Source organism: Streptomyces sp. NPDC048291, assembly GCF_043201715.1.
Classification (GTDB): Bacteria; Actinomycetota; Actinomycetes; order Streptomycetales; family Streptomycetaceae; genus Streptomyces.
This window is the reverse complement of sequence record NZ_JBICZC010000001.1, coordinates 301,002-313,535: the sequence shown is the minus strand read 5'-3', so window position 1 is coordinate 313,535 and position 12,534 is coordinate 301,002. Positions and strand designations below refer to the sequence as shown.

Sequence of the window (12,534 nt, the reverse complement as noted above, 5' to 3'; positions counted from 1 at the left end):
CACCGTACAGTCAGGCCCCCTTATCGCCCGCCCACGACACCTCACAGGCAGCCGCATATGGAACCCCGTAACTACCGCATGGTCGTCTCGACCACGCAGGACTTCGTCACTGCCTCGGCCGAGGCAGACCGCCAACTGCACCACTGGTTAGGCGTGATGAAGAGGTACAGCACCGCCGCTCTCGACGAGGGCCGCAACGAGATCGCCAAGGGGGTCACCCTGGACCACGACGCCGCAGCGGGCCGGCACGGCTCGTACTCCCGCTGGCGGCTGCGCGAGACGAAGACACCGACCCAGGGCACCTGGCAGTCCACGCTGGTCGTCCGCTCGGGCAACCGCAACGACAGCCGCCGCACGTGGATCCAGGTCGACATCGAGCACCAGCCAGCGCCGGGCCAGGCCCACATTCGGGCCAACACCCCCGGCATAGCCAAGCTGCTGCTCGACGCCCTCCCCACGCAGGACGGCCTCGCTGACGTCGGCACGGTCCCGAAGTTCATCGAACCCGACGACGTCGACGAGGTCATCGAGGAACTTTGCGAGCAGAACCGCAGGCTGCCCGTCGTCGTCGCGAGTGTCCCCTACGGGCAGGACGCCGAGTCCTGGACGGAAAAGGTCGTCGAACCGGTCTTCCGGCACCTGAGCGGAATTGCCGTCATGTACGTCCTCCGCCCCGAAGCACTGCATGCTTTCAACACCACCCTCGAATACCACCCCGTCTTCGGCGGCGGCATCCGCACCTACCTCCCCGGCGTCGACCCCGCATGGCAGCCTGACGCCCAGCGCCACCCGGTGATGTCCAGGCCCACCATCGAGACGAATCCGAACCGCGCCGCCGCGATCCTCGCGTCCCTCCCCCAACAGCTGGCCCTGAGCCAGCCCCTCCCCGACTCCCTGGACACCCTGCCCGTCCAGCGCACTCGCCCCCGCCCCGCCGCCGACAGCACCAGCCTCGACGCACTGCGCGGCGAGCTGAGAACGGCCGAAGCACTGCTCGAAGAGGCGGAGCAGCGCGAGGAGTCCCGCAGCGTGGAGATCCGGGACTTCCGCCAGCGCCTGAAGCAGGCCGAGAACCGGGACTTCGAGCAGATCGTTGAGAACGACCAGCTGTACGGCGACCTCCAGGACGCCCACCGCAAGCTCCGGTTCATCCAGTCGCAACTCGAAGAGGCCGGCATCCACGCGGCCGCCCACACCGCGCCCCCGGAACCGGCAGACCGGCCCGCCACCTTCGCCGAGATCCTCGACCGTATGGACGAGTTCCCGCATCTCCGCTTCACCGGAAGCGCCAAGAAGACCAAGGAACTCGACGCCCAGTGCATCGGCAACTGGGTCACCGTCGCCTGGGACGCCCTGCACGCCCTTGAGGACTACGCCGCGGCCTCCGCCGCAGGAAAAGCGGGCGGCGACTTCCGGCACTGGTGCGACAACCTGCCGGACGGCTGCGAGAACCCGTTCCCGTCCGGCAAGGTCAAGATGAAGGAGTCGGAGACGGTCGGGAACAACGGGGAGTGGCGCCGCCAACGCACGTTCCCCGTACCGAAGTCCGTCGACCGAAAAGAGAAGCTCTTCATGCAGGCCCACCTGCGCATCGGCGGCGGCAACACGGTGTCACCCCGCCTGTACTTCCACGACGACGGCCCCGGCTCGGGTCACGTCTACGTCGGGTACATCGGCCCGCACCCGGACAACACCCAGACCTGATCGTCAGCGGGCACCCGCGAACCGTATGAACGCGGTCCACTCCGAGGCACCGATGACCAGTTGGGCTCGGGCCGGTGCCTTGGAGTCGCGGACGTGGATGGTGCGGGACATCGCGGCGACCTCAACGCATTCGCCGCCTTCGGCACCGCTGTAACTGCTCTTGAACCAGGCAAGTTCGGGCGAGGTTGTGTCAGTGCTCATCGCTCTCCCAACAGTTCATGCATCAAGGCGAGGGACTCACTCGGGGTAAGGGCCTGCCCACGAATGCTTCCGTAGCGCGCGGCCAGGATACGCACTCGTTCGGGATCAGTGATCAACTGCCCGACTCCCTGCACCTCCAGGTAACCAACCTGCGGCCTTCCCTTGGGCGTGAGCAGGATGAACGGCCCGTCCACCCCGGAGTTCTCTTCGCAATCCAGCGGCAGCACTTGCAGCGTGATGTTCTGCAGCCGACCGAGCCTCAGTAAGTGCTCCAACTGCCCCTGTTGCACCTTGCGACCTCCGAGTCTCCGCCGCAGCACGGACTCGTCGATGAGGGCCGTGACCATGGGCAGCGGCCAGCGCGTAAGAATCTCCTGCCGCGCCAGCCGTGAGACCACCCTCTGTTCGATGGTCTCCTCAGACAACAGCGGTTGTCGACCGTTCAGCAAGGTCCGGATGAAGTCCTCGGTCTGCAACAACCCGGGCGGCGCAAGGGTGCTGTAGAAGTTGATCTCAACCGCGCTCGACTCCAGCCGGGCATAATCTTTGAACCAAGCCGGATGCCGAACCCTAGCCCTCGCCTTGGCCTTCTCCACATCCTCAATCGTCGCCTTCAACAACCCACCCGCACCGAGCAGTTCATCGGCCGCCACCAGAAACTCCGCCTGCGGAGTCCGCCTCCCCCGCTCCACCGACGACACGAGATCCTCGCTGTACCCCAGCCGGTCCCCCAACTCCTTCTGAGTCAGCCCGGCCCGCTCCCGCAGCAGCTTCACCTGCTTGCCGATGGCCCGCATGAGGTCACCGTTCAGCTCGCCCTCGTCGTGCGACTCCTGGCCCTCCGCCACCACCCGTACCCCCTGCCACGTCACGGCCGACACCCGGTACCGCACCCCGTGCGCACCGGTACACCTCGCCCTCCGTACCGGAGGATTCCCTGGTCAGCGTAGAGCGGTCCGACCACGCTCGGTGACATGAAGTCACAAATCTCCACCCCCCGATTCACCCCCTTCGCCCCGCTCCGCTTCACCCAGCTCCTCAGCTCCACACCCAGGGGCGCCCGCCTCGCCCGTCTGCTGGCGACGCAGCAGCTGACGGAATGGGGCTGGCCGGCCTCCTGCACGGCGAGCGAGTCGGCCGCCCTGGTCGTCGCCGAGCTGGCCGCGAACGCGGTGACCCACGGCCGGGTGAGAGGCCGCTGTTTCCGGCTCAGCCTCGCCGTCGACGCCCCGGACACGCTCCGTGTCGAGGTGGCCGATCCGCGAGGCGACCGCCCGCCCCAGCCCCGTACGGCCGCCGGCGCCGACCTCACCGCCGAGTCCGGTCGCGGCCTCCTCCTCGTGGACGCGCTGACGACCCGCTGGGGCAGCGTCCCGTATCCGCCGTCCGGAAAGACCGTCTGGGCATGTCTGCCACTCCCCTGACGGGGAATACGGCACAGTCCGTCCACAGGCGGACACGAGGCGTGGACAACTCCCATGGAGGTGGAGAGAATTCTGATCACGTTGGGGGAGGGATACGCACGTGGGGGAAGACAACGCCGTCGACGGCGGCGTGCCGCGCATCTCGGACGGGATCGAGGTGTACACCGGCGCGGACGGGGCCGTGACATGGAGCGGCGTCGAGCTGACGGTCGACGTGATGCGGGAGTTACAGGCGCCGTGGGCCGAGCGGGCCGGCGACCTGACGGCCAACCGGGACATCGTCACCGAGTTACGGTCGCTGGCGACGACCGACATGGAGACCACGTTCATCGGCACGCTGCTCGCGGCCGAGCCGGAGCCGAAGGACTGGCAGTACGGCGAGGCCCTCGCCGAGGTGCTGCTGGAGCACTGGCACGGCGCGGTATGGCTGTGGGACGGCGCCCGGGACCGGCGGACCCGCAAGGCGAGCCTGCCTGGCGCCGATCTGGTTGGGCTGTGTGTGGCGGACGGCTCGGCCACACTGCTGTTCGGCGAGGTCAAGTCGTCGTCGGAGGTGAAGAGCCCGCCGAAGGTCGTGACCGGCAGCCCGGACGGCATGATCGAGCAACTCAAGCGGCTCACCCAGGTCAACGACCACATGACGCTCCTGAAGTGGCTGCGCCACCGCTGCCGTACCGAGGAGCACATCAGCGCCTACCAGACGGCCGCGCGGCGCTTCATCCACTCCTCGGGCAAGGACTTCCGGCTCTTCGGCTGTCTCGTGCGGGACACCGCGCCGCTGTCGACGGACCTGAGCGGTCCCGCCGCCGAGCTCGCCAAGACGGTCGTAGAGCCGATGCACGCCCTGCTGACGGCGTGGTACCTGCCGATCGCCAAGGCCACTTGGCCCACCTACGCCACCTCCGGGGTGGGTGACGATGGCTGACCTCGGCTGGCTCGAAGGCGCCCTGGATCCCGGGCTCGTACAGGAGGCCGGTGAGCGTGCGCAGCGCGTGCTGATCGGCTCAGCCCTGCGGGCCGTGCACGGCGAGGTACCGGAAGGCCCCCCGAACAGCCGCGAGGCGGTCGACTTCGCGGTAGACGCGCTGGATCTGCTGGCATGGGACGCCATCGCGAAGGATCCGAAGGCGGAGGCCACGCGGCGGTTGTGCGGGCAGATGTTCGCGCTGGCGCGGGCCCGGTTGCCTGCGGGCGACTCCCCCGACGCGCGGCTGGAACTGCTGCGCACGGCCTGTCTGGGCTGGATCGCCGACGAGACCCCGCTCGCGGCCCGGCTGCTCGCCGACGTCGAGCTGCCCTCCGTACCGGATCCGGCGGAGGACTGGGAGTCACACATCCGGCGCGGGGCGGCCGACGCCTGGCTGCTGCTGCTCCGCAAGCGCGGGTGGGGCGACCTGGACGCGCTGGACCAGCTCCTCGCACGGCTGCGGAGTGAGCAGACGGGCGCGGAGGAGGAGTACCTGTCGGCAGCCGGTGACGACGCCGTGCCCGCCGCCTGGGCGCTGGCCGCGCACTACCACCTGCTCAAGACGGCGGAGCTGCTCGCCGAGTACCTGGCGACCGGCAGCCTGTTGCGCCAGCATCGCTCCAGCCGGCACTACGGCGTGCGCGAGCGTGTTCAGTCGCACTGCGACCGTGCGCTGGAGGCGGCGACCGCTTCGACGGACCCCGATCTGGAGGTCCTCGTAAGGCTGTTGACCGCCACGGCGGACCAGATCATCGACAACAGCCTGTGGACCGTGGCCCGTGCGGTCAGCCCGGAGGTGAACGCCTTCGTGGCGTCCCTCGTCGGCCGGGGGCGGCCACGCCCGATCTTCGAGGTGCTGCCACCGCAGCGGGTGGCGCTCGCCGAGCAGGGGCTGATCCGGACCGCCCACCGCAGTGTCGTGGTCAGTCTGCCGACCAGTGCGGGCAAGACGCTGATCGCCCAGTTCCGGATCCTTCAGGCGCTCAACGCCTACGACAAGCAGCGGGGCTGGGTCGCGTACGTCGCCCCGAACCGGGCGCTCGTCAACCAGGTGACCCGGCGCCTGCGCCGCGACTTCGCCGATCTCGGGATTGGGGTGGAACGAGTCAGTCCCGCCCTGGAGTTCGACGGGCTAGAAGGGGACATGCTCACCGAGCGCGGCGGGCGGCAGTTCCGGGTGCTGGTGTCCACACCCGAGAAACTGGATCTGCTGCTGCGGTCGGGCTGGCAGGAGAAGATCGCGCGTCCGCTGTGTCTGGTCGTGGCCGACGAGGCACACCATCTCGGGGTCGACGAGCGCGGCATCAAGCTGGAGCTGCTGCTGGCGACCGTCAACCGGGAGGCCCAGGACGCAGGTTTCCTGCTACTGACGCCCTTCATCGACAACGGGGACGTCATCGCCGAGTGGCTGGACAGCGGAAGCCGGCAGTCGGTCGGGCTGTCGGTGGACTGGACGCCCAACGACCGGATACTGGCGCTGGCCCGGCGGAGGCGTGCCGCAGGCAACGGCGGCTTCCAAGTCGAGCTGGAGCCCCTGGTCACCAGCAGGGGGACGCTCAGCGTCCCCGACCTCCTGCCCCTGGACGGGGACCGCCCGCTGCGCATGACCTGGTCCCAGGTGGGCAGTCCGACCAAGCTCGCCGCGGCCACGGCGGCCGTCCTGGCCCAGCGAGGACAGACCATCACCCTCGCCGGACGGCCCGACTACGCCTGGTCCATCGCCAAGAGCATCGCGAGCGGCCGAACCGCGCTGACCGAGGTGAGCGAGGACCTCAAAGCCGTGCAGGAGGTGGTGGAGGAGGAGTTCGGGGCGGGTTTCCCGCTGGTGGGACTGCTCGCCAAGGGGATCGGTGTGCACCACCGGGGCCTACCCGAGGACATCCGTACGGTGACGGAGTTCCTGATGGAGTCCGGCGACCTGGCCCACCTGGTGGCCACGACGACCGTCGCCGCGGGGGTCAACTTCCCGGTGGCCAACGTCGTCCTGGCCTCCCACCAGTACCCGTACGGCAACGACATGCCCGCCTCGGACTTCTGGAACCTGGCAGGACGGGCCGGTCGGGTCGAACAGGGCGAGGTGGGTCTGGTGGCCTTGGCCGCGCCGGACGAGGTACGAGCCGGACAACTGCGTGACTTCGTCGGCCGCCAGGTGGCCGATCTGAACTCCACCCTGGTCGACATGGTGGCCAAGGCCATGGCCAGCAACGGCTATCTCGACCTGCATGTCCTCGCGCACATCCCTGAGTGGTCCGCGTTCGTGCAGTACCTGGCCCACACGTACCGGCAGATCGGGGACCACGAGGAGTTCGCCGAGGAGATCGAGCAGATCCTGCGCGGCACCCTGGGCTTCCAGGACCTGCGGCGCAGGGACCGCGGCTGGGCGGCGGAACTGACGCGCAGTGTGCGCGTGTACGCGGAACGGCTGACCGGCAAGGCACTCACCCTGGTCGACAGCACGGGCTTCTCCTGGGAGAGCGTCGAGGCCACCCTCGGCAGGCTGAGCGCCACGCACATCGATCGCGAGGTGTGGGCCCAGCCGCTCTTCCAGGGCGACCGGCGCCCTCTCGCCCAGCTCATCGGCCTCATGCTGGACGTGCCCGAACTTCGCAAGGGTCTGGCCGAGGTCGCCAAGGACCACGAGGGCCGCAGCGGGGACTTCATCGCCCGGGTCATGCAGGACTGGGTGAACGGAGCGTCCGTGACGCAACTGGCCGCCGACCACTTCAAGAAGGCGGACGAGTCCGATGACCTCAAGGCCGTCACCAAGTGCTGCCAGCGCCTCTTCGGCGAAATGGCACCCACCGTCTCCTGGGGGCTGTCCGCACTCCAGTCCCTGACACTGGGCCAGGAGTTCGCGACGCTAACCCCGGACACCCAGCGCGAACTGCGGAACATCCCGTCGTACGCGTACTACGGCGTCCACTCCGAGGACGCGATCGCGATGCGGCTCGCCGGCGTACCGCGCTCGGCGGCGCCCCGCCTGGCCGCGGCGGTCACCGACGGGGATGACCGCATCACGCCGGCCAAGGCGCGCACCCGCCTCGCGGCACTGCCCGGCTCCGCCTGGCAGTCGGCCCTGGGGGCCAAAGGCTCGGCCTACCGGAAGGTCTGGCAGATCCTCGACGGCGTACAGTGACCCCAGAGACGTGAAATAGGTCATATCTGACACCCTGGCATTGACATGCGCGCCATCTTGAGAGCGGCGAAGATGACGACGGGCGCGCCTACGCCGTGTATCGGAGCGAACGTGTCGAGGGACTCTTCAACCCGGCCACCCGCACTCTGGAGGTGACCGCCGGACCCTGCGCCGGCCAGGTTTTCCCCTCCCCCAGCGCCGCTGCCATGGCCGTCATCCAGGCGGTCAACCCTGGCCGGACCACACCAAACGCGAACGGGTGGTCCTTCTGGCGTGTCACCCGCACGGGAGAGGAGCTGAAGTCCCTCCGCAGGGCCGGGATCAGGACCATGTGACCAGCTGCGCGATCAGACGCCGCTCCACCGTCCACGGAAGGACACGCATCTCATGGCTCCCTCGAACGCCCCCGCCACCCATCTCCTCATCATCAGCGACCGCGAGCCGCTCGCCTGGGTCCTGGAGAACCAGCGCATGGCCTTCCCGGCCGGCCGCACGCGCGCGTCGCTGAGCCTTGACAAGGGTGACGAAGTGCTGCTGTACACGACGCGCGGCTGCTTCGGCAATCCCACCCGCGACCTCGGTCGCATCATCGGCCTGGCAACGCTGACCAGCGAGGTGAGCACCCTCGACGAGCCCGTGACGTTCGGGGAACGCCGCTTCACGGAGGGCTGCCGCCTGCGCGTCCACGGGCTGGCGCCCTTCAGGAACGGAGTTGTGCTGCGGGACCTGGTGACCGACCTCCAGGTGTTCCCCGACCCCCGCTCCTGGAGCGTCCGGATGCGCCGAGCGTCCCTGAAGCTGCCGGAAGCCGACGCGGCGCTCGTCAAGCGCGAGCTGCAGCCGCTGCTCAAGCCTTATGCCGCGGTCGTCGGCGACTACGCCCTTCAGCGGCGATGAACCGATACACCCCGGTTATAGGACAGGACCTACACAACCCGCCGACGAACGCCGGGTCGAAGACCTGCTGCCCCTGTGGGTCGGGCTTCGCCGTCAGGAGATGCCCTTCCGGATCGCGTACGCCATCGCCTGGGTGCGGTTCCTGACGCGCAGTCGCTTCACGGCCTCGTGGATGATGCCCCTGATGGTGCGTTCCGACCACCTCGACCTTCCGGGGCAGGAGGCCGTCCCTGCGAGGCAGGTCGGTGAGGATCTGCTGCCGTTGCCGGCGGCCCAGTTCACAGAGAGCTGGTCAGTCCGTACTCGACGGCCGGCGAGAGCTGCCGCTCGGTGATGCGGTCGGCGGTCATCACGACCGGGACGGGAGTGCCGGGGGTGCGGGCGGCGTCCCGGCGCATGACCGTGATCCAGTGGTCGTTCACGGCGTTCAGCAGGAGGACGGACACATCCGCGTCGGGCAGCCCCTGCGCGGCGAGGAGTTGCACGCGTGCGCCCGACTCCACGTAGGCGCCGCTGACGCGTTCCAGGGTCGCGTCGCTCGCCCGCTCCACGGCGGAGACCGGGGCGCTCAGCATGTCGCGCATTGGGGCATCGGCCTTACGTCAAATGACCCGGTGAAACTTCCTCCCCTCTGTGGCGAATTGATGCCCCCGTAGTGCCTTTCGCGGCGTGGGCCTTCCCCCAGCGGGGCGGGCGCCCTTTCGTTCGGTGTGTGGGTCCGGCCGCACAGGATGCGGCCCCGCCTTGTCCGTGGGCGGCAGACATATGTCCCGGCGGACCGGGAGGGGTGTCAGGCCTCGGTCTCGGGGGCTTCGGGGGCCTCGGAGGCTTCCGCCGAGGACAGGGTGTAGAAGACCGCCCGGCCCTGCTTGGTGCGTCGGGCCCGGTTCCTGGCGACCAGGTTTTCCAGCGTTGTGCGGATCACGGTCGTCTTGATGGTGCGGCCGGGCTGGCCGGCCCTGATCGCCTCGGCGACGTCGGTCGCGGACCGCGGCTCCCGCTGCTGGGCGAGGTAGGCGTGCACGGCGTCGACCAGGCTCGGCTTCGGCTCCGCGGCGCCCTGCCGCGGGAGGGAACGGCGGTTCGGCGCGGGCTCGGTCCGCTGGTGCGGCACGACGGCGTCCGCGTCCGCGTCGGCCGTTCCGGGTGCGGGAACGGAGACGGGAGCGGAGGTGGCGGTGGCCTGTGGGGTGAGCGCCTGCTGGAGCCGCTCCAGGACCACCCTGTTCTCCCGTACCGCGCGCAACTGCTCTTCCAGAGCGGCGATCTCGGTGGCGAGGCGGTCCTGTTCCTCGGCGTTGACTTCGAGGTCCCGCGCGATCCGCGCGCTGTACTCGGACGCCAGCTCGGTCCCGGGTGACTCGGACATACGGTCGGGCCTCTCGTCGATGTGCTGCGCGCGGGGACGCCGATGTGCTCCGCGCGGTGAACAGCGTACGCACACGAGACGTCCCACGGGCGCGACTCGGGCCGCCGGTGCCTCAACCGGCGGCGGTGGCGCCTTCGATGACATCAACGACCGTGGCGGCCGAGCGGGCTGCGCGGTCCGAAAGCCTCCTGACCGGAGCGGGGTGCTTCAGGACGCGGCAGCGGCAGCCGCCGGTCCGATCGTCACCCGGATGTGCTTCATCAACGGCTGGTCGCTCTGCTCGCTGTAGTCGCACAGGGCGATCAGCACGTTCATCTCGGGCATGTACCCGGCCGCGCAGCCGCGGGGCAGATCGTACGGAACGGCGAGGTACCCGTTCAGCACGCGGGTGCTGCCGTCCTTGGCCGTGCTCTCGATGTCCACCGGATCGAACTCCTCGATGCCGCGCTCCCGCATGTCGGCCGCGTTCATGAAGACGAGGGTGCGGAGGTTCTTGATCCCGCGGTAGCGGTCGTTGTCGGAGTAGATGGTGGTGTTCCACTGGTCGTGCGACCGCATGGTGCCGAGCGCCAGGGTCCCCGGCGCGGGTACGACGTCGGGCAGTGGCGCCGAGGAGAACTCGGCGAGCCCGGAGGGCGTACGGAAGACCAGTTCCCGGGCGGGCTGCCGGATCCGGAACCCCAGCGGCAGCCGCACCCGCCGGTTGAAGTCCTCGAAGCCGTCCAGGACCTGGGCCATGGTGTCGCGGACGCGGTCGTAGTCCTCGACGTACCAGGCCCAGGGCGTGGTGCTGTCGGGAAGCGCCGCGCGGGCGATCCCGGCGATGACGGCGGGCTCGGACAGCAGGTGCGCGGAGGCCGGCTTCTTCATCCCCACGGACAGGTGCACCATGCTCATGGAGTCCTCGACCGAGGTGCTCTGGATGCCGCACCGCTGATGGTCCTTCTCGGTACGGCCGAGGCAGGGCAGGATCAGCGCCTGCCGGCCGTGGACCAGGTGGCTGCGGTTGAGCTTGGTGCTGACCTGGACGGTGAGTTCGCAGGTGCGCAGGGCTTCGTAGGTGGCGCGGGTGTCGGGCGCGGCGAGGGCGAAGTTGCCGCCCATGCCGACGAACACCTTGACGTCGCCGCGGAGCATCGCGTGGATGGTGCCGACGGTGTCGAGGCCGTGCTCCCGGGGCGGGTCGATCTCGCACACCGCGGCGAGCCGGTCCAGGAACTGGCCGGTCGGCCGGTGGTCGATGCCGCAGGTCCGGTTGCCCTGCACGTTGCTGTGCCCGCGCACGGGCGAGGGCCCGGCCCCCTCCCGCCCGAGGTTGCCGCGGAGCAGCAGCACGTTGACGATCTCCCGTACGGTGTCGACGCCGTGCTCGTGCTGGCTCACCCCCAGGCACCAGCTGACGATGCTGCGGTCGGCGTCCCGGTAGATCCGGGCCGCGTGCAGGATGTCGGCGCGGCTGACCCCGGACTGCCGCTCGATCTCCTCCCAGGACGTGGCCTCGCACGCCTTCCGGTAGTCCTCGAACCCGCTCGTGTACCGGTCGATGAACTCCTGGTCGAGTGCCTTGGGATCGGCCGTGGCCTGGTCGAGGACGGCCTTGGCGATCCCCCGCAGCAGCGCCATGTCTCCCCCGACGCGCACCTGGAGGTCGAGGGTGCCGGTGCGGGTCGAGTGGCAGGCCGCCATGTCCACGAAGTCGTGCGGGATGATCGTCCGCCGCGAGGCGGCCTCGATCAGCGGGTTGACGTGCACGATCTGGGCACCGCGCTTGTAGGCGGCGGCGAGGGCGGTGAGCATCCGGGGCGCGTTGGACGCGGCGTTCACACCCATGATGAAGAGCGCGTCGGTGGCGTCCCAGTCCTGGAGGTCGACGGTCCCCTTCCCGGTACCCAGCGAGGCGGTGAGGGCCCGCCCGCTGGCCTCGTGACACATGTTGGAGCAGTCCGGAAGGTTGTTCGTCCCGAACTCGCGAGCCATGAGCTGATACAGGAAGGTGGCCTCGTTCCCGAGCCGCCCGGAGGTGTAGAAGGACGCCTGATTCGGATGGTCGAGCCCCCGCAGCACGCCTCCGACCAGGTCGAACGCGTCCCGCCAGCTGATCGGCACGTAGTGGTCGGACTCCGCGTCGTACACCATGGGCTCGGTCAGCCGCCCCTGGTCCTCCAGCGCGAAGTCGCTCCACCCGGCCAGCTCGCCCACGGAGTGCGCGGCGAAGAACTCCCGCCCGACCCGCTTCCGGGTCATCTCCCAGGTGACGTGCTTGACCCCGTTCTCACAGAGATCGAGCCGCAGCCCCTTGGTGTCGTCGGGCCAGGCACACCCCGGGCAGTCGAACCCCTCCCCCTCGTGGTTCATCTTCATGATCGCCCGTGGCCCGTCCACCAGCGCCCGCTCCCGCACCAGGAACTTGCTCACGCTCTTGGCGGCGCCCCAGCCGGCAGCAGGATGGTGATACGGATGGAAGAACGGCTCCCCGTCGGGCCTGGGCCCCACCCGCTCCCCACCCGTCCCCGGATCGGTGTCCGGATCCGCCGACCACGTCCGCTTCTGCTCGTCGTGTGAGGTAGCCACGGCTCTCACCCTTTGCCGGGACGGGGTACACACCGCCGGGGTCAGCGGCGTCCTTCCCATGCTAGGCAGGGGGGTGCGGGGAGGCGAGGTGATCTAGGGGCGGCACGGGACGGGGCACGCACGGCCGGCTACCTGGGGCGGCGGCTCCACCCGCATCACTCTGCGTGAGACGTGAATGCCGCACAGGTGGTACGGAACAGCGCCACTGGTTACCGGTCGCAGCGCCCCCCCTGTGCTGGTCAGCAGGAGCCCTCCGCAGGGGCGT

At 69.4% G+C, this 12,534-nt stretch carries 10 protein-coding genes; 5 read left to right on the top strand and 5 right to left on the bottom strand.

The features are described from left to right. The first annotated feature begins 57 nt into the window (after positions 1-57). Positions 58-1,704: a hypothetical protein gene (locus ACGF5O_RS01350; RefSeq protein WP_393807868.1), complete on the top strand. Its 1,647-nt coding sequence runs from the start codon at positions 58-60 to the stop codon at positions 1,702-1,704. A gap of 3 nt (positions 1,705-1,707) precedes the next feature. On the opposite strand, the gene ACGF5O_RS01345 is transcribed toward ACGF5O_RS01350, so the two are convergent. Both ACGF5O_RS01345 and ACGF5O_RS01340 read right to left on the bottom strand, forming a co-directional pair. Continuing rightward, on the bottom strand, positions 1,708-1,905 hold the full coding sequence (locus ACGF5O_RS01345; RefSeq protein WP_393807867.1) for a DUF397 domain-containing protein: 198 nt from the start codon (positions 1,903-1,905) through the stop codon (positions 1,708-1,710). Next, positions 1,902-2,777, bottom strand: coding sequence for a Scr1 family TA system antitoxin-like transcriptional regulator (locus ACGF5O_RS01340; protein ID WP_393807866.1), 876 nt, complete (start codon positions 2,775-2,777; stop codon positions 1,902-1,904). The genes ACGF5O_RS01345 and ACGF5O_RS01340 overlap by 4 nt, the downstream gene beginning before the upstream one ends. 102 nt (positions 2,778-2,879) lie before the next feature. On the opposite strand from ACGF5O_RS01340, the gene ACGF5O_RS01335 reads away from it, so the two are divergent. The 4 genes from ACGF5O_RS01335 (at position 2,880) to ACGF5O_RS01320 (ending at position 8,329) form a co-directional block, all read left to right on the top strand. Next, positions 2,880-3,329: an ATP-binding protein gene (locus ACGF5O_RS01335; RefSeq protein ID WP_393807865.1), complete on the top strand. Its 450-nt coding sequence runs from the start codon at positions 2,880-2,882 to the stop codon at positions 3,327-3,329. A 100-nt stretch (positions 3,330-3,429) separates the two neighbouring features. After that, a complete protein-coding gene (locus tag ACGF5O_RS01330) occupies positions 3,430-4,254 on the top strand; it encodes a hypothetical protein (protein ID WP_393807864.1) in 825 nt (274 codons plus the stop codon). Then, the gene (locus ACGF5O_RS01325; protein ID WP_393807863.1) at positions 4,247-7,432 is read left to right on the top strand and encodes a DEAD/DEAH box helicase; all 3,186 of its coding nucleotides are present in this window, start codon (positions 4,247-4,249) and stop codon (positions 7,430-7,432) included. Before ACGF5O_RS01330 ends, ACGF5O_RS01325 begins: the two co-directional genes overlap by 8 nt. Positions 7,433-7,819: 387 nt before the next feature. Further along, entirely contained in the window at positions 7,820-8,329 is a 510-nt protein-coding gene (locus ACGF5O_RS01320) for a hypothetical protein (protein WP_393807862.1), read from the top strand. Positions 8,330-8,607: 278 nt separating this feature from the next. Here ACGF5O_RS01320 and ACGF5O_RS01315 read toward each other — a convergent pair whose 3' ends face one another. The 3 genes from ACGF5O_RS01315 to ACGF5O_RS01305 form a co-directional block, all read right to left on the bottom strand. Then, positions 8,608-8,913, bottom strand: a complete 306-nt coding sequence (locus ACGF5O_RS01315) for a hypothetical protein (RefSeq protein ID WP_393807861.1) — start codon at positions 8,911-8,913, stop codon at positions 8,608-8,610. Between the two features lie 206 nt (positions 8,914-9,119). Further along, a complete protein-coding gene (locus ACGF5O_RS01310) occupies positions 9,120-9,698 on the bottom strand; it encodes a hypothetical protein (protein ID WP_393807860.1) in 579 nt (192 codons plus the stop codon). 207 nt (positions 9,699-9,905) lie between these two features. After that, a complete protein-coding gene (locus ACGF5O_RS01305) occupies positions 9,906-12,269 on the bottom strand; it encodes an FdhF/YdeP family oxidoreductase (protein WP_393807859.1) in 2,364 nt (787 codons plus the stop codon). Between the last annotated feature and the right edge of the window lie 265 nt (positions 12,270-12,534).

Excerpts from the sequence above, each read along its gene's own strand:
- ACGF5O_RS01310 (WP_393807860.1), bottom strand. The coding sequence starts at position 9,698 with ATGTCCGAGTCACCCGGGACCGAGCTGGCGTCCGAGTACAGCGCGCGG.
- ACGF5O_RS01345 (WP_393807867.1), bottom strand. The coding sequence starts at position 1,905 with ATGAGCACTGACACAACCTCGCCCGAACTTGCCTGGTTCAAGAGCAGT.
- ACGF5O_RS01325 (WP_393807863.1), top strand. The coding sequence starts at position 4,247 with ATGGCTGACCTCGGCTGGCTCGAAGGCGCCCTGGATCCCGGGCTCGTA.
- ACGF5O_RS01335 (WP_393807865.1), top strand. The coding sequence starts at position 2,880 with ATGAAGTCACAAATCTCCACCCCCCGATTCACCCCCTTCGCCCCGCTC.
- ACGF5O_RS01320 (WP_393807862.1), top strand. The coding sequence starts at position 7,820 with ATGGCTCCCTCGAACGCCCCCGCCACCCATCTCCTCATCATCAGCGAC.
- ACGF5O_RS01350 (WP_393807868.1), top strand. The coding sequence starts at position 58 with ATGGAACCCCGTAACTACCGCATGGTCGTCTCGACCACGCAGGACTTC.
- ACGF5O_RS01315 (WP_393807861.1), bottom strand. The coding sequence starts at position 8,913 with ATGCGCGACATGCTGAGCGCCCCGGTCTCCGCCGTGGAGCGGGCGAGC.